The 15503-nt window shown below is 29.8% G+C and carries 20 protein-coding genes; 2 read left to right on the top strand and 18 right to left on the bottom strand.

What is annotated here, in order from left to right; genetic code table 11:
• Window positions 1-20: 20 nt before the first annotated feature.
• The 9 genes from BUB36_RS04910 to BUB36_RS04870 all read right to left on the bottom strand — a co-directional run bounded on the left by BUB36_RS04910 (window position 21) and on the right by BUB36_RS04870 (window position 8316).
• Complete coding sequence (locus BUB36_RS04910) at window positions 21-347, bottom strand: DUF1904 domain-containing protein (protein ID WP_073147610.1); 327 nt, start codon at window positions 345-347, stop codon at window positions 21-23.
• 12 nt (window positions 348-359) lie between these two features.
• Complete coding sequence (locus BUB36_RS04905) at window positions 360-1049, bottom strand: metallophosphoesterase (protein ID WP_073147608.1); 690 nt, start codon at window positions 1047-1049, stop codon at window positions 360-362.
• A 4-nt stretch (window positions 1050-1053) separates the two neighbouring features.
• Complete coding sequence (locus BUB36_RS04900) at window positions 1054-1791, bottom strand: tRNA lysidine(34) synthetase (RefSeq protein WP_073147606.1); 738 nt, start codon at window positions 1789-1791, stop codon at window positions 1054-1056.
• An 81-nt stretch (window positions 1792-1872) separates the two neighbouring features.
• Window positions 1873-2679, bottom strand: a complete 807-nt coding sequence (locus BUB36_RS04895; protein WP_073147604.1) for a GTP pyrophosphokinase — start codon at window positions 2677-2679, stop codon at window positions 1873-1875.
• Between the two features lie 123 nt (window positions 2680-2802).
• Window positions 2803-3495, bottom strand: a complete 693-nt coding sequence (locus BUB36_RS04890) for an HAD family hydrolase (RefSeq protein WP_084111711.1) — start codon at window positions 3493-3495, stop codon at window positions 2803-2805.
• 298 nt (window positions 3496-3793) lie between these two features.
• A complete protein-coding gene (gap, locus tag BUB36_RS04885; RefSeq protein ID WP_073147602.1) occupies window positions 3794-4801 on the bottom strand; it encodes a type I glyceraldehyde-3-phosphate dehydrogenase in 1008 nt (335 codons plus the stop codon).
• A gap of 489 nt (window positions 4802-5290) precedes the next feature.
• The gene (locus BUB36_RS04880; RefSeq protein ID WP_073147600.1) at window positions 5291-6256 is read right to left on the bottom strand and encodes a TIGR01212 family radical SAM protein; all 966 of its coding nucleotides are present in this window, start codon (window positions 6254-6256) and stop codon (window positions 5291-5293) included.
• Window positions 6257-6500: 244 nt separating this feature from the next.
• Window positions 6501-6911 (bottom strand): universal stress protein, encoded by a 411-nt coding sequence (locus BUB36_RS04875; RefSeq protein ID WP_073147598.1) that lies wholly within the window; start codon window positions 6909-6911, stop codon window positions 6501-6503.
• 133 nt (window positions 6912-7044) lie between these two features.
• A complete protein-coding gene (locus BUB36_RS04870; RefSeq protein ID WP_073147596.1) occupies window positions 7045-8316 on the bottom strand; it encodes a M14 family metallopeptidase in 1272 nt (423 codons plus the stop codon).
• Window positions 8317-8486: 170 nt separating this feature from the next.
• On the opposite strand from BUB36_RS04870, the gene BUB36_RS04865 reads away from it, so the two are divergent.
• The gene (locus BUB36_RS04865) at window positions 8487-8729 is read left to right on the top strand and encodes a hypothetical protein (RefSeq protein WP_073147594.1); all 243 of its coding nucleotides are present in this window, start codon (window positions 8487-8489) and stop codon (window positions 8727-8729) included.
• A 253-nt stretch (window positions 8730-8982) separates the two neighbouring features.
• On the opposite strand, the gene BUB36_RS04860 is transcribed toward BUB36_RS04865, so the two are convergent.
• From BUB36_RS04860 to BUB36_RS04845, 5 genes are all read right to left on the bottom strand, one after another.
• Window positions 8983-9393, bottom strand: coding sequence for a hypothetical protein (locus BUB36_RS04860; protein WP_073147592.1), 411 nt, complete (start codon window positions 9391-9393; stop codon window positions 8983-8985).
• A 140-nt stretch (window positions 9394-9533) separates the two neighbouring features.
• Window positions 9534-10577, bottom strand: coding sequence for a 23S rRNA (adenine(2503)-C(2))-methyltransferase RlmN (gene rlmN, locus BUB36_RS04855; protein WP_073147590.1), 1044 nt, complete (start codon window positions 10575-10577; stop codon window positions 9534-9536).
• 29 nt (window positions 10578-10606) lie between these two features.
• Window positions 10607-10738, bottom strand: a complete 132-nt coding sequence (locus BUB36_RS20340) for a hypothetical protein (RefSeq protein ID WP_278247803.1) — start codon at window positions 10736-10738, stop codon at window positions 10607-10609.
• Window positions 10735-11484 (bottom strand): phosphatase, encoded by a 750-nt coding sequence (locus tag BUB36_RS04850; protein WP_073147588.1) that lies wholly within the window; start codon window positions 11482-11484, stop codon window positions 10735-10737. Before BUB36_RS04850 ends, BUB36_RS20340 begins: the two co-directional genes overlap by 4 nt.
• A 254-nt stretch (window positions 11485-11738) precedes the next feature.
• Window positions 11739-12083, bottom strand: a complete 345-nt coding sequence (locus tag BUB36_RS04845; RefSeq protein WP_073147585.1) for a PilZ domain-containing protein — start codon at window positions 12081-12083, stop codon at window positions 11739-11741.
• A 472-nt stretch (window positions 12084-12555) separates the two neighbouring features.
• Between BUB36_RS04845 and BUB36_RS04840 the strand changes: the two genes are divergently transcribed.
• Complete coding sequence (locus BUB36_RS04840; protein ID WP_073147583.1) at window positions 12556-12801, top strand: hypothetical protein; 246 nt, start codon at window positions 12556-12558, stop codon at window positions 12799-12801.
• 262 nt (window positions 12802-13063) lie between these two features.
• On the opposite strand, the gene BUB36_RS04835 is transcribed toward BUB36_RS04840, so the two are convergent.
• The 4 genes from BUB36_RS04835 to larC form a co-directional block, all read right to left on the bottom strand.
• Window positions 13064-13411, bottom strand: a complete 348-nt coding sequence (locus BUB36_RS04835; protein ID WP_207550758.1) for a hypothetical protein — start codon at window positions 13409-13411, stop codon at window positions 13064-13066.
• 183 nt (window positions 13412-13594) lie between these two features.
• The gene (gene larB / locus BUB36_RS04830) at window positions 13595-14413 is read right to left on the bottom strand and encodes a nickel pincer cofactor biosynthesis protein LarB (protein WP_330390416.1); all 819 of its coding nucleotides are present in this window, start codon (window positions 14411-14413) and stop codon (window positions 13595-13597) included.
• Between the two features lie 7 nt (window positions 14414-14420).
• Complete coding sequence (locus BUB36_RS20125; protein ID WP_330390415.1) at window positions 14421-14588, bottom strand: hypothetical protein; 168 nt, start codon at window positions 14586-14588, stop codon at window positions 14421-14423.
• Between the two features lie 12 nt (window positions 14589-14600).
• Window positions 14601-15419 (bottom strand): nickel pincer cofactor biosynthesis protein LarC, encoded by an 819-nt coding sequence (gene larC, locus BUB36_RS04825; RefSeq protein WP_073147579.1) that lies wholly within the window; start codon window positions 15417-15419, stop codon window positions 14601-14603.
• Window positions 15420-15503 lie beyond the last annotated feature (84 nt).

Below are 15503 nucleotides of genomic sequence, written 5' to 3'. Positions count from 1 at the left end.
TCATTCATCTTTCAATTATTTTAAAAATGTTCTCCATTTTCATAGTATCTATTTTTTTGGAATAAAGTAAATGCTATATCTAAATCCTTTACTCCTAATTGATTAACATATTTAGTTAATGTTTTAGCTACCTTATCTTGTATATCTTGTTCTCTATCAAACCAAACTACCTCAATAAAAGGATATGTCTCAACTACTTCTCCATCAAAAATAGAAGTAGTTTCTATACATTCTATAGTAAAATAGTCTCTAGGGCAACCTACAATTTGTGTTAATTCATCAACTAATTCTTTACTTATACTGCGTATTTTTTCGGCTCCTATACCTCTTATTTTAATCTGGGGCATTTTTTCACTCCTTTACATTATTTTAATCGGATTAAAATCAATATAATCACTCGATGTCAGTATGTATTCTATACCATTATGAATTCCCTTTAATCCCATTTCAAAAGAATCTTTATTGTGTAAATGTCCATAAATTACCTTTGATACATTGTACTCTTCATAAATCTCCATAAAACCTGACCTTTCAAATTTTTCATTTGTTGGAGGGTAATGAGTCATAACAATATACTTCTTAAATCCATCCTTCCTTGCAGCTTCCAAGGAAAGCCTTAGCCTATGAATCTCCCTATTATAAACTTTTTTATCATGTTCACTAAACTTTATTTCATTAGGACAAGTCCAGCCTCGTGTACCACATAAAGCATAATCGTTATATATATAATAATTATTCTGCAAAAAAAATAAATTGTCAAATAAATTACTCATTTTTGATGGAGAAGACCACCAATAGTCATGATTTCCCTTAAGTAATATTTTCCTACCAGGAAGTCCATCAATCCATTCCAAATCAGTCATGGCTTCATCTAATCTCATAGCCCAAGATATATCTCCTGGAATTAAAACCGTATCTTTATCCGTGACTTTATTTATCCAGTTTTCTTTAATCTTGTCTTCATGTTTAATCCATATATCACCAAAAATGTCCATAGGCTTATGGTTTTGAAAGCTCAAATGTAAATCTGCAATTCCATACAATGCCATTATATCACCAACAATCTCTTCTTTGTCTCCAAATATTTTTCATATCAATATTACTTAAGGAAGTTATTATTTTCTCTTTTATATCTGGATAATTCTTTTCCAAGGTACTTATCAAAAGCTTCATTTCTTGTCTGCTTGTACATCCATCCTTTGGACATCTTGAGGTAATCACAGGAAGCTTTAGGATTTCAACAACCTTCTTAATATTTTCTTCTTTTACATAAACTAAGGGTCTTATGGAAAATATATCTTTTTTAGGCTCATAAATTTTGGGATGAAATGTCCCTAGCTTTCCAGTGTAAATCATATTCATAAAAAATGTTTCAACTACATCATCCATATGATGCCCTAAAGCAATCTTTTGTACCCCAAGCTTTTTTGCTATTCTTCCAAGGGCTCCTCTCCTTAATCTACCACAAAGATAGCAAGGATTCTTATCTCCTTCAAAGTTCAAGTAATCTATAATATTCGTTTCTTCAATATAAAGTCGTATATCCTTTTCTTGGCAGAATCTTTTTAAGGGCTCTATATTCATATCAAAGCCACAATCTAGGTGTACTCCTATTACCTCAAAGCTTTTATGGGAATATTTACTTAGTAGGTTAAGGGCAAATATCAATAATATACTATCCTTTCCTCCAGATAATCCTACTATAATCTTTTCATCTTTTTTAATCATATTATAATCATCTATTGCCCTTCTTATATCATTTAAAAATAATTTATTATACCATTTCTTCATATGGAAATCTCCCTGATTAGATAAGTATTTTCATTATTGCATTTAAAGATTGAAGCAAAAATTATCCCTGTAGTTAATATACTAGTCAAATGCTTGATATTTTTGAATTGCATATTTTATGACCTTGGAAAGCTCCTGAAGTTCCTCTAAACTCCCATTTTTCCATATTATATCGAATTGCCTCTGAAATTCCCTAGCTTCGTCCTTATAGCCAAATAGATTTAATAGGTGTATATTATTTGAAATCTCATATACGCTATTTGATTTTTCTTCAAATAGTTTTTGAGCATTAATTATTTCATTTCTAATTTTATACATTTCTTTATCTAATTTGTATGCTGCTTCTGCTGCTTTCCTTAATCTTATTCTAACATTTTCTGGGATATTCTTTTTATATTTGTAATTTAAAGAATGTTCGACAGTTGCCCAGAAATTCATAGCTAAAGTGCGTATTTGTATCTCTGCCAATATTTTCTTTTCACCTAGAGCTGTTTGTACAGGATATCTAATAATCACATGATAACTCCTATATCCACTTTCCTTATTATTTTTTATGTAATCCTTTTCATAAACAATATCTAAATCCTTACCATTCCTTCTCCTAATAAGCTCTACAACCTCATAAATATCATCAACAAATTGACACATTATTCTTATTCCTGCTATATCCTCAATTTCTTCCTCTATTCTGTCTTCAGGAATATTTCTTCTACTGGCTTTCTCTAATATGCTAGATATTTTTTTAACTCTACCCGTTACAAACTCTATAGGAGAATATTCATTCATATCTCTAAATTCATATCTAATAGATTTAAATTTTACCTTAAGCTCCTCAACAGCCTGCTCATAAGGTAATAATATTCTTTTCCACTGTTTTATTCTTTGCAATTATACCACCCCAAATTCAAAACCCTATATATTTTTTATATATAGATAACCAACATAAAACCTAGTATGAATTTCATAGAAGATAATGAATTCTTCTACATTTTTTCTATGAATTATATTACTTTAGAGTTGTTCATCTATAGTTAGTATGGATAGAAATTCCTCAAAGGCTTCAAAGCTTTGGAATAAATGATCAGGTTTATACTTATTAAGTTCTTCATAACTATATCCACCAGTTGCAACAGCTACAGATTTTAATTCTAAAATCTTTCCACACTCAATATCTAATGGTGTATCCCCTATAACATAAGTATTTCTCTTTTTAAAATCAATATTGTAAAAGCTTTTAGCCTTTTCTATAGCTTTTTTTATAATCTCCCACCTTTCGCAATCCTCATCTCCGAACCCACCAATTTTAAAATACTTATTTAATCCTAAATGTGATAACTTTAGTCTTGCTCCCTTTTCACAATTACCTGTGCCTAAAATATGAAACAAGTTCTTTTGTTTTAATGTACCTTCTAAAATCTCATTAATACCAGGCAAGATTTCAGAAGTTTCACTACATTTCAATTCTTCCTTTAACATCTCTTCGTATTTATCAAAAAATATATTAATATTATCTTCTGTTATTTCATTTATCTCAAAGGCTTTCTTCACTATTTGATAATCCAATCTACCAGCCATACTAACATTTTTAAATCCTTCCTTTATATTATAAAGGTTGAACAAGGTTTTATCCATGGCTTTTCTTCCTATGCCTTTACTATCTATCAAGGTTCCATCTATATCCCAGATTAAAAGTATATTTTCCATACTGCCCTCCTATATTCCTCATTTTTCATTTATATTATAAACTTTTTTTATATTAAAAATAAAGTGTTTTAACTAAGTAAAATAAGAAATACTATAAATATCTATATGTTACCATCTAAAAAGTTCCTACTTGAAAGGCAGCTACTTATACTATATCATATTTTATTAATTCCATATACATATATAAATATAGTATCTTTTATTCTATTAAGAAAATCGAATAATTGTTATCAAGTAAAATAATAGAATTTCTTTAGTTAAGAATAAAACTTCCTGTAATTTTACAGGAAGTTTTAGGTTACATGAATTTGGCAATATAATCCGCTAAATCTATTATTCTATTTGAATAACCCCATTCATTATCATACCATGAAATAACCTTAATGGTTTTTTCTCCAACATTCATTGTGGATAAGGCATCTATTATTGATGAGCTTGGATTTTTTTTGAAATCAACTGATACTAATGGTTCTTCACAATATTCTAGTATTCCCTTTAAATGGGCTTTAGATGCTTCTTTTAACTTTAAATTCACTTCCTCAACAGTAGCTGTCATATTCAAGTTTGCTACTAAATCTACTACAGATACCACTGGAGTAGGTACTCTCATAGCCATTCCGTTTAATTTTCCTCCCATATCTGGTATAACCTTTGCTATAGCCTTTGCTGCTCCAGTTGTAGTTGGAATGATAGATTGAGCCGCCGCCCTTGCTCTTCTTGGGTCTTTATGGGGCAAATCAAGGATTCTTTGATCTGCAGTATATGCATGAACAGTAGTTATTAATCCATTATCTATTCCAAATTCATCATTTAAAACCTTAATAACAGGTGCTAAACAATTTGTTGTACATGAAGCATTGGATATAATATGATGATTTTCATTATCATATTCTTTTTCATTCACTCCCATAACTATAGTTTTATCTTCATTTACTCCAGGTGCAGATATAATTACTTTTTTAGCTCCTGCTTCAATATGCTTCGATGCTTTTTCTCTATCTCTAAAAACTCCTGTTGACTCGATAACTATATCAACACCCATTTCCTTCCACGGTATTTGAACAGGATCTCTAAAGGAAGTAAATCTAATCTCTTTATCTCCAATAATAATTGCGTTTTCCTTTGTTTCTACCTTCTCCTTAAAAATTCCATATAAAGAATCGTATTTAAAAATATGGGCATGCTTTTCTGGTCCACTACCACTATTAATCCCTACTATTTCTATTTCTTTATTACTTTCTAGCCATGCCTTTACCACATTTTTACCAATTCTTCCAAATCCATTAATACCTACTTTTATAGTCATATTGACCCTCCATAATTTATATAGTATATTTTATTTATATGTATATGTTATTCTGTTTATTATATTATCATATATGTTACATATTATTCAACGTTTTTTTTATATGTGCTATATTAATAAATTGAATTTTTTATAATAATAATTACTATAGGAATTTAAGTAAAGACTTTAATTTATACATGTCCAAAATGCCCAGAAGCATTGCATATTTGCACATGTATAAATTAAGTTTTACTATGTAAATCCTATATAAAAAAATTTTTAGTTCTTTTGCAAGAACAAAGGTGTATGATAACGCATTTTAGTTGCAAGTACTAGAGTCTTTATATTAAGTTTTAGAAGAAAACAATTTGTATCAACATTTTAATGATAATAGTTTTCATTTGATTTCTATTATTTGGATTTGCTTAAATTAAAACATACAATTTATTGTAAAAAATCTTTGAACTCCTTAGGGATAAAATAAAAAAAGGCTTTCGCCCTTAGAATTTACTCTATTATAAATTTTTTTACTGCTTTACCATTTAGATAATCACACTTTTTACCTTGATATACATTTAGCTCTTCTAATCTTGCTTCTATCATATCTCTTATTCTCCACCAACTCATACCCCAATTACAAAACAATGTGTCTTCCTTCGGTGCTCTTCCAGCTAGCCTTTGAATTGCTATATTAGGACTTAAATAATTTATAAAATTTACCACCCTCATAATATATTCTTCAGCAGAAATTAATTTAATCTGTTGATTTTTAAACATTTCTCCAAGTTCTGTGTTTTTTAATATATATAAGGAATGAAGCTTAATCTGACTTACTCCTAAAGCCGATACTATCTTTGATGCTTCAATGACATCATCCATATCATCCCAAGGAAGATTTAATATCAAGTGACAGCAGCTTTCAAATCCAAAGTGATTTATATTATTTATTGCATTAATAAACTCAGCTAATGTATGCCCACGTTTAATTTTCTTAAGTGTCTTATAGTTAACAGTTTGCAATCCTAATTCTATAGTTATTTCTACCCCATATTTTTGCCTTATGTCACCTAAAACTTCTAAGTATCTTATATGAATACAATCTGGTCTTGTGGATACACAAATTTCTACTATGCTTTCTACCTTTGCCGCCTCTTCAATATAATCTTTAAAGCTATCAATAGTCATATATGTATTAGTAAAGTTCTGAAAATATGCAATAAACTTTTTAGCCTTATATTTTCCTTTAATATACTCAATATTTTTATCTAGCTGCTGCTTTACTGATAATTTATTCTCTAAGCTTTCAAAGCCCGTACCTATTTCTCCACAAAAAATACATCCACCCATTCCCAATTCTCCATCTCTATTAGGACAAGTTACTGGAAGATTAATAGGAATCTTATATACCTTTTCTCCATATTTTTCCTTAAGGTAACTTGAATATTTTCTATATCGCTGTCTATTTTGCTCCATATTTCTTTCCTTCTTTCATAATATATATAGATTTCCAATAGTAAAACTTAATTTATACATATCAAAATATCCAGAGTTTTTAAGGATTTTTGATGTATATAAATTAACTGTTTTTCTGGAATATCTATATCAATTTATTTTATTTTAATATACTATCAATGTGCATATTTACCATAAAATACACCTAAGATGTCTATATAATTATATAAGAATAAAAATGCAGGCGCTTGTAACGCCAGCATTTTTATACAGCTCTTTCATTTACCTCCTCAATAGGTACTATATCAAGTATAATATTTCTATTTAATTTTTTCTTAAACCTCTCTATCATGTTTTGTTGTGAAGATTTTTCTAGGGATTCACCCATTACTACTATTTGTATATTATTTTTTTCAGCAAAATTCATTAGTGTTTCTTCAATGTCTGGAGCCTTTATAACTGTTAAATCTGCACCATGTGATTTAGAGATATCAAACAAATATTCTAAGGCATCAGATTCTTTGAGCTTACTAAAATATTTCCATCCATCCTTTACAACATGTATTACATGAAGCTTTCCGTCAAAATTATTACTTACTTCAGCTCCTCTCTTGATGAGTCGTTCACAGGATTTTTGCTGTGTAACACAAACCATTATATCTTTACTTTTCTTCATATCATACCCCTTTCGAAGTAGATTACTGTAAATTTAGGTTAAGATAATCCCTAATATTAATCTCTATATATATTATACTACATTTTTATATGGTTTAAACACCTCATAAAAATTGTTAATTAATTGTTAATTTTCAGACCACTGAAGCTATTAAAAGCAATTCTTCATTATCATTGTAAATTTTACTAAATTGGGATAAAGGTAAAGGATTTTTGCCTTTGCCAGCTTCTATTGTATATCCAGGCCTTCTATATTCTTGAATAAACCAATCCTTCATCCCTGCATAGGAAGCTATTCCATATACTTCCCCTAATCTATATCCGCTAACCTTAGAAAATAGTTCTCCTATTTTTTTTGCTTCTGGAGGTTGTAAATTATCAAACTTCCAAAAAATAACTTCTCCTTGGGTATGATATGCAAGAACCAATCTGAAATCGTGATCCCTAACAAACTGAGTTACTGCTTCTGTTTCTGGCTCTGATAGAGGAAATGGCCCTCCATACCTAGTTGGACTAGGACCAACAATCCCCATTGCTATTTCAGCGTCTTTAGATTCTTGCCATTTAGCAGGATAGTTATGATTTAAATCTACACCTCTATTATTTGCCTGCCATACCTGAGAAAAATCTGTGCTCCCATTATTCCAGGTAATAAGTTCTTCATAATAAGGATTATCCTTACTAAGTCCATTTAACACTAGATCTACTCCATCAGGATTGACCATGGGAATTATATATATACTGCTTTGATTCCAGATTTTCTCTAAATCATAACCCCTTATATTTTTTCCATTGGCATAACTTTTTAAAAAGTTCTCAATAAATTTCATGAGTAACGGTGCTGTTATCCATTCCAATGAATGGTGTACTCCGTTGTAGAAAACTTGATTTAAGCCTTTTCCAAGTTTGATATAATATAATTTTCTTCCAAGTACGCTTTCTCCTGCCGATCCAACTTCAATGAAGGGATATCTTGCTTTCAATCCTTCAATATCTCTTTCCATTATTTCATAGGTGTAATCTATATCTGTATCCACCACATCAATCCCATATGGTACGATTATCCTTTGACCTATCTGAAGCTGATATGGATTAATGCTTGGATTTGCTGTAACAATTTTATTGACAGTCGTATAATAATTTTTAGCTATTTTCCATAACGTATCTCCTGGTTGAATATAATAAGTGTCATACCCCCTTAGTAAGATATCTAAAATCTTGTAGGTCTGGGGACCGATTATTCCATCTGCATCTAGATCATTATCTTTCTGAAAAGCTATTACTGCTTCCTTGGTCCTAGGACCATAGGACCCATCTATAGGACCTGGATTATATCCAATCTTTTTTAGTAATGATTGTATTTCCATTACATCTGTTCCTTGGGACCCTAATTTTAAAATTTTCAATTTAATACCTCCTAAAAATATCTCTCTATACTATGATATACACTTCAAAATAGTTATGTGTCATATTTATAATAGTATTATGTAAAAATAATTGGCCTTTAAGACTTTTTATAAAGGTTATATGGTATACTAATTTATATGCCCTAATAAGTTTTTTAGGAGGTAATTATATGGAGAGATATACTAAGGTTATAGACCTTATGGGATCATATTTTACAAAGGAATATAAAAAAAAGAAAAATCACAAGAATAAAATTAGAGAGGTCAAGGAGGATACCGTAAGAAAATTCTTTCTTCAAGGTAAAGCTGAAGTAATGATCATAATTGAAGAAAGTCAAAAAGAATTATTATTAAATATAGATAGTAATACTGAAGATATAGAAAAATATTTAGGCAGATCCTTCCTGCCATAACAAAACTTTAAAAAGGACCTTTAATATTCATCTTAAATAACTTTTATATAGAATTTACATAGTAAAACTTAATTTATACATATACAAATATCAAATATTTCTGGGTGTTTTGGAGATGTACAAATTAAAGTCTTTATTTAAATTCCTATATTATAGAAATATTAAGGGTCCCCTTTGTTAATTTTTAATTAATCGTGAAGATTTAAAAACAAGAAAGAGTAAAAGGACACTTCAATCCCTTTACTCTTTTCTCCTATACTAAATATTTATGTAAATCTTCACTTAATTGATCCTTTCTACAGCTGATCGTCATGAAGAAATCGATTTCATATTTATCAGACAACTTTTCTAACTTACTAACTAATTTTGGTATTTCATTACAATTTGAATCCATTACTTTCAATAACCCATCAATATAAATCTTGTCAATGTCATAGTCATTTGAAATTATTCCACAAAGGAATCCAAAAAATTCATCAACATTACTTGTAGGATATTCATCCATACTTATAAATCTTAAGTCATGCTTCAAATCATACATATGCCTTTTGTCATCATCTACAAATATAACATTCCCCTTTGCTTTTTTAACCTCTTCATTTGCTAGGCTAATTATCTTTTTTGTTTTCCCAGTACCCTTTGAGCTTGCCAATATACTTATCATTTTAATCTCCTCCCTTAAATTTGTTAGAGAAAGAACACTATAACCTTAAAGAATATTCTAAATATTCTTTAGTAACTAATTCTACGATTTTCGATAAATTCCTCCAAAAACATTTATTTTATTTTTACCTTTAACATTCGTCATTTATTTTCATTTTCCATATATCTTTTCCTTAGCTGTCCACAGGCTGCATCTATATCACTGCCTAATTCCCTTCTTATTGTTGCTTCAATGCCATTTTTCCTTAATATCTTTTGAAATTCATATGCTCTCTCCCTAGTAGAACCTTTGAATTGTTTTTCTTTTACTTCATTTAAAGGAATAAGATTTACATGGCACAATATATCCTTTAGTCTTCTTGCAAGTTCAATTGCACAATCCTCTTTGTCATTAAACCCCTTTATTAAAGAATATTCAAAAGTTATTCTACGATTAGTCTTTTTTGAATATTTTTTGCAAGAATTTAAAAGTTCTTCAATATTGTATTTTTTATTTATTGGCATAATCTTATTTCTAAGCTCATCGTTAGGAGCATGAAGGGAAATCGCTAGGGTTATTTGCAGCTTCTCCTCTGCCAATTCAAGTAACTTTGGAACGATACCACATGTAGATAATGTTATATTTCGCATACTTACATTTAAACCTAACGGATCGTTAATCAATTTCATAAATTTTAAAACCTCTTCATAATTATCGAGTGGTTCTCCACTACCCATTAGAACAACATTTGAAATCCTCTGTCCAATATCCTTTTGAATGGATAATACTTGTCCTGTTATTTCCCCTGAATTTAAATTTCGAATAATTCCATCAATGGTTGATGCACAAAAGCCACAGCCCATTTTACAACCTACTTGTGTAGATACGCAAATGGTATTTCCATGCTTATACCTCATTAATACACTTTCAATAATATTTCCATCCTTAAGAAGTAATAAATATTTTCTTGTTCCGTCTACTTTAGATTCTAATACCTTTAATATATCCATATTATTAACATATGATACCATTTTTAGTTTGTTTTTGAATGTTTTAGGTAAATTAGCCATTTCGTCAATATTATCAATACCCTTGTTTATCCAATTAAATATTTGTCTACCTCTAAATTTCTTTTCTCCCATCTGAACAGACAAGTCTTCTAATTCTTCAATGCTACAGCTTCTAAGATCGATCATTTTCTTCATAAAATATTCCACCTGTCCTTAATCATTTATTACCCTATTTTTGTGTTTCTAATCTTTATTTTTGAGTTTAAATATACACCTGTAATTATTATTATCTCACTAATCAATTTTATTAGTGTAACCTTCTCTTTTAAAACAATAGCTCCTATGTTAATAATCATTTTATCGGACCTACAGCTTTTTCTTCTAATTTTTTACCTTTTTCCTTTAAATATTTTTTTAGTTTTTCTTTAGATGTATTCATTATCAATTCTTCAGGCATTTCGACTAGTTTAAAAACCTCAATTGATTTCTGAAAGCTACCAACATCAAAGGAAATATGGGCATCACTACCTGCCACAACAAAAACTCCATGCTCCTTTGCCTTTCTAGCAATCATAATACAATTATCTCTACTTCCACTTCTGCCAGGATTTGTGAAGGTGCTATTATTTATTTCTATTATTTTATTATTTTTTTTAGCTGCCAAAACAAACTCATTAATATCTATTGGAAATCTTGGATTTCCAGGATGGGCAACTATATCAACATATCTATTATTCATCACTTTTATAAATGCCCTAGTATTTTCTTCCCTTGTTCCTGGCTGAATACATACATCATGTAGACTTGCAAGGACTAGATCTAATCTTTCTAAATAAAAATCAGGTATATCTATGTTACCTTCAAAATCCATAATATTTGCCTCAACACCTCTTAAGATTTCAATACCGTCTATCTCCCTAGGTATTACTCTTTGATTTCCTATATAAAAAATATTAGGTCCTCCAGGCATAGCAGGTCCATGATCTGTAAAGGCAACCAGCTCTAGCTTTTTTTTCTTTGCAACTTCTATATAGTCATGTATGGTACTATACGCATGTCCACTTGCTATAGTATGTGTATGTGTGTCTAACACAAACTTCATTGTTCCACCTCCTAAAATATCTATAGCTGAAACATATAATTATTATAATATATTTAATTTGTATCACCAGCATTAATGAAGCCATAATCTTATATATAATATTTTTAGTATTATCAATTATTGAATGTATATGTAGAATTTTAAAGTTAATGTTTGATTTCAGCCTCAATACAAAATCAAACTTTCATAAATAGTACAAAAAACAATTAATCTCTTAGCTATAAATATATAAAGCTACTGCTAGGCAGTAACTTTTAATCAAATATTTCATGCTCATATTCATCAATACTTTCACTAAGGACATCTGCCAGCCCAACAAATTCACAACCTACAATAAATCCTTCATTTATTTTCTGATTTCTTACTATCCTAAGTACGCTATAAAAGGTTTTTGCTTCATCAATAGTTATTTTTGCATTAAAATAATAATCAATAGGCAGCTGTACTTTACTAATAAATCCTATACCTGTTTTAGAAAGATTTATTACGATAACTTCATCATCAATATTTCTTATAGCTTCATCTCCTGTTTTATACAAAGAATCTATTTTTAATTTTATGTTTACAGGTAATCTCTTATACTTTCTTCTATCCTCCATATAAAAGCCTCCTTATTTACAATATTAATTCTATTATATCATATCCACTATAAGTTCAATTATGACCCAAGTTATAGGTAATAGTAAAATAAATTAATTTAATGACAGGTATAAACATATGTAAACATTCCAGTAAAACATTTAATCTATATACATCAAACTCCTAAAAAATTCTGGATATTTTAATATATATAATTTAAATTTTATTATAGGAAATTTATATAGGGATTTACATAGTAAAACTTAATTTATACATGTACAAATACGCAACGTTTCTGGGCGTTTTGGATATGTATAAATTAACTGTTTTACTGGAATATCTATAATCAAATATTTTCCAAATCCATATCATTAAAATACATTGTATCATAAACTATAATATAAGTATCAACTCTGCGATAACTTTACATATTATATATTTCTTATTATCATATTTAATCCATATCTCATAAAATAAAAGCGGGGTATTATAATGTCAGATAAATCAAAGGATTTTTTTACTATTTTAAAATCTCAAACCTTTCTTTGTTTAATAAAAGCAGATAAAATTAAAATTGCAGAGCTTAATGCAGCTATTGCTTTACTGATTAAATGCAATATTGACTTTGATGTGTTTTTTACTGCTGGAACTAATCGAAAGGACCCTGAAGCCATACTTACTGTGTACATAAATCCAAATACTAATATCGATTTTAAATTCGAATTTGATAGGTTCTAATCCTATTAATACCTTCCTTTACCATTAGTATATAAACAAAGGCGCCTTCGATGCGTTTTAAGTTGCAAGCTCCATGTTTCAAGTACTAGACCTTTCTATTAAGTTTTAAAAGAAAATAATTTTCACCAATATTTTACTGGTAATAGTTTTGATTTTTCTTCTAGTATTCTATTTTATTCTTTTTTAGCTATACAATTTTTTTGCAAAAAAGTTTGAGTTTATTAGCAACAAGCAAATAAAGAAGTGCATGGGCACTTCTCTTTTAATAACAAATAAAAGATTCTATGTTTTTCAAGTCTGTTCCAAAATAAACCCATCTAAATCCTATCCATCTATAACCTGCAACTGACCTCCGTCCTACAAATGTTAAATAAGCCCAAAACTCTCGACGATTTTTTAACCATAAGTAAGTAAATCTAAATCTACATCTTCTTATAGAACCTGGATCTACAGCCATGACCGTTGGAGATTGCTGTGGAGTAAATGAAGGCGGTCTACCAGGAGGACTAGATGGCCTATCTGAATCTGGTCCTAAAGGTGGCCTAAAGGATGATCCATGTTGAAATAGGAATGGTAGCCCTCCAAAGGGTGGTCTTGGAAATCTATACATAATTCTATCATCACCTCATTTGCTAAAATTGTTTTTAAAAGCTGTATTACATAATATGCTGGATAAAATGATATGTGAATAAAATTCTTCTTGGAAAACAGCTTAAGTTCTAGAAAAAAAAATAGCATACATAATAATTTTATATACACTATCTTTATCCAAATAATTACCCTATATCATTATTTATAATTTATTAATAATACTTGCATTATAAGCTGCTCCAAATCCATTATCTATATTTACTACACTTACACCACTTGCACAGCTATTGAGCATAGATAACAGGGAGGATAAGCCTCCAAAATTAGCACCATATCCAACGCTTGTTGGTACTGCTATTACAGGCTTATCAACTAAGCCGCCAACAACACTAGCAAGGGCTCCCTCCATTCCAGCCACAACTATTATAACTTTAGCTTGCCTTATTATATCAAGCTTTGCTAATAACCTGTGTATTCCAGCCACACCCACATCTATAATCTTTTCTACTCTATTACCTAAAATTTTAGCAGTTTCATAGGCTTCTTCAACAACAGGTAAATCCGATGTGCCAGCAGAGACTATGGCAATATAGCCCTTGGTGTACTTTTCTTCTTCTTTTCTAATGGTAATAATTCTTCCAAGTTTATTATAATGGGCTATTTCGCATATTTCTTTTACTGCTTTATACATCTCTTCATTAGCACGGGTTGCGATTATGTTTTTTTCCTTAGTAAGCATAAATTCAATTATTCTTTTTACCTGTTCAGTGGTTTTGCCTTCACAATATATGACCTCAGGGTAACCAACCCTTAACTGCCTATGATTATCAATAGTGGCAAATCCCAACTCCCTAAAGGGAAGGTCCTTAATCTTATTAAGGGCATTATCTATTTCTATCTTTCCTGACTTAACTTCCTCTAATAGTCTTTTTAAATCCTCAGAATTCATATGAATTCCTCCTACCTCCATTATAATTAATTCGATAGTTCCATTAAATCTTCTTGTTCTATAGCCTTCCATATGGTATTTATGGAGCTGCTATAGTAATAGCTTTCATATTTTTACCTAATGCTTCCTTAGCAGCCATAAGTAAAAATGTGCTATCAACACCACCAGAAAAGGCAATCAAGACCTTTTTTAAGTCCTTAATATATTTTATAAGTTTTGAATTCATATCATCTATGTTTGTCTCCACTATATATTGCTCTTACTTAAATCCTTCATTGGTTTTTTCTTTAGCTATATATACTCTAAGAACATTTGGTATATCCAAATCCCTTGATCCTAGTCCATATCCAATCTTCTCTATAGTAAAATCCAATTTATCTTTGAATTCATCTACATTTGAAGCTATTATTGCTGCACCAGTTGGTGTAGTCATTTCATATGGGGCTATATCTGATCTAATTGGTATATTTCTCAAAATCTCCGTAGTAGCTGGTGCTGGAACAGGCATAAAGCCATGGGCGCATCTGACAAACCCTCCACCAACCTCAATAGGAGATGCCATAATCTTATCTGGTTTTAAATAATCTATGCAGATAGCAGCACCAACAATATCTATTATAGAGTCAACAGCACCTACCTCATGAAAATGAACATCATATAAGTCTTTACCATGAACTTTAGCTTCAGCCCTTGCAACCTTCATAAACATATCCAGACTCAGCTCTTTAACTGCTTCACTTAAATCGCTTGTTTTGATTATTTCTTCTATGTCCTTTAGATTTCTATGTGCATGGTTATGCGTGTTTTGATGACTGTGAACATGGCTGTGATGATGTGCTTCATGCTGATGCTCATTTCCATGGTTATCCATAAAAGAATTATTTAATATTACATCCACCTTTGTTCCATGTATTCCATTCTTGCTTCTTTTTTCTATTTTGATATCATATTCTGCTTCTATTTTTAACTTTAATAATTCATTTATAAGATATTCTTTCTCAATTCCTAAATCTATCATAGCTCCTAAATTCATATCTCCACTTATACCAGCAAAGCAGTCGTAATACAATATTTTCATTATTTATCTCTCCTTGCAAATTAAACAAAACTTTTTTGTAAATTATATCATGTAAGAAAAAAAGGTACAAGGATATTTCCTTGC

The sequence above is a fragment of the Paramaledivibacter caminithermalis DSM 15212 genome (genome assembly GCF_900142245.1).
GTDB classification, from domain to species: Bacteria; Bacillota; Clostridia; order Peptostreptococcales; family Caminicellaceae; genus Paramaledivibacter; species Paramaledivibacter caminithermalis.
The sequence above is the reverse complement of the archived record's forward strand: the minus strand, read 5'-3'. Positions and strand labels throughout refer to the sequence as shown.

What these genes read in the sequence shown, in the direction of transcription:
- BUB36_RS04910 (WP_073147610.1), bottom strand. Translation starts at nt 347, where the DNA reads ATGCCCCAGATTAAAATAAGAGGTATAGGAGCCGAAAAAATACGCAGT.
- BUB36_RS04905 (WP_073147608.1), bottom strand. Translation starts at nt 1,049, where the DNA reads ATGGCATTGTATGGAATTGCAGATTTACATTTGAGCTTTCAAAACCAT.
- BUB36_RS04900 (WP_073147606.1), bottom strand. Translation starts at nt 1,791, where the DNA reads ATGAAGAAATGGTATAATAAATTATTTTTAAATGATATAAGAAGGGCA.
- BUB36_RS04890 (WP_084111711.1), bottom strand. Translation starts at nt 3,495, where the DNA reads ATGGAAAATATACTTTTAATCTGGGATATAGATGGAACCTTGATAGAT.
- gap (WP_073147602.1), bottom strand. Translation starts at nt 4,801, where the DNA reads ATGACTATAAAAGTAGGTATTAATGGATTTGGAAGAATTGGTAAAAAT.
- BUB36_RS04880 (WP_073147600.1), bottom strand. Translation starts at nt 6,256, where the DNA reads ATGGAGCAAAATAGACAGCGATATAGAAAATATTCAAGTTACCTTAAG.
- BUB36_RS04875 (WP_073147598.1), bottom strand. Translation starts at nt 6,911, where the DNA reads ATGAAGAAAAGTAAAGATATAATGGTTTGTGTTACACAGCAAAAATCC.
- BUB36_RS04865 (WP_073147594.1), top strand. Translation starts at nt 8,487, where the DNA reads ATGGAGAGATATACTAAGGTTATAGACCTTATGGGATCATATTTTACA.
- BUB36_RS04860 (WP_073147592.1), bottom strand. Translation starts at nt 9,393, where the DNA reads ATGATAAGTATATTGGCAAGCTCAAAGGGTACTGGGAAAACAAAAAAG.
- rlmN (WP_073147590.1), bottom strand. Translation starts at nt 10,577, where the DNA reads ATGAAGAAAATGATCGATCTTAGAAGCTGTAGCATTGAAGAATTAGAA.
- BUB36_RS20340 (WP_278247803.1), bottom strand. Translation starts at nt 10,738, where the DNA reads ATGATTATTAACATAGGAGCTATTGTTTTAAAAGAGAAGGTTACACTA.
- BUB36_RS04850 (WP_073147588.1), bottom strand. Translation starts at nt 11,484, where the DNA reads ATGAAGTTTGTGTTAGACACACATACACATACTATAGCAAGTGGACAT.
- BUB36_RS04845 (WP_073147585.1), bottom strand. Translation starts at nt 12,083, where the DNA reads ATGGAGGATAGAAGAAAGTATAAGAGATTACCTGTAAACATAAAATTA.
- BUB36_RS04840 (WP_073147583.1), top strand. Translation starts at nt 12,556, where the DNA reads ATGTCAGATAAATCAAAGGATTTTTTTACTATTTTAAAATCTCAAACC.
- BUB36_RS04835 (WP_207550758.1), bottom strand. Translation starts at nt 13,411, where the DNA reads ATGTATAGATTTCCAAGACCACCCTTTGGAGGGCTACCATTCCTATTT.
- larB (WP_330390416.1), bottom strand. Translation starts at nt 14,413, where the DNA reads ATGGAAGGCTATAGAACAAGAAGATTTAATGGAACTATCGAATTAATT.
- larC (WP_073147579.1), bottom strand. Translation starts at nt 15,419, where the DNA reads ATGAAAATATTGTATTACGACTGCTTTGCTGGTATAAGTGGAGATATG.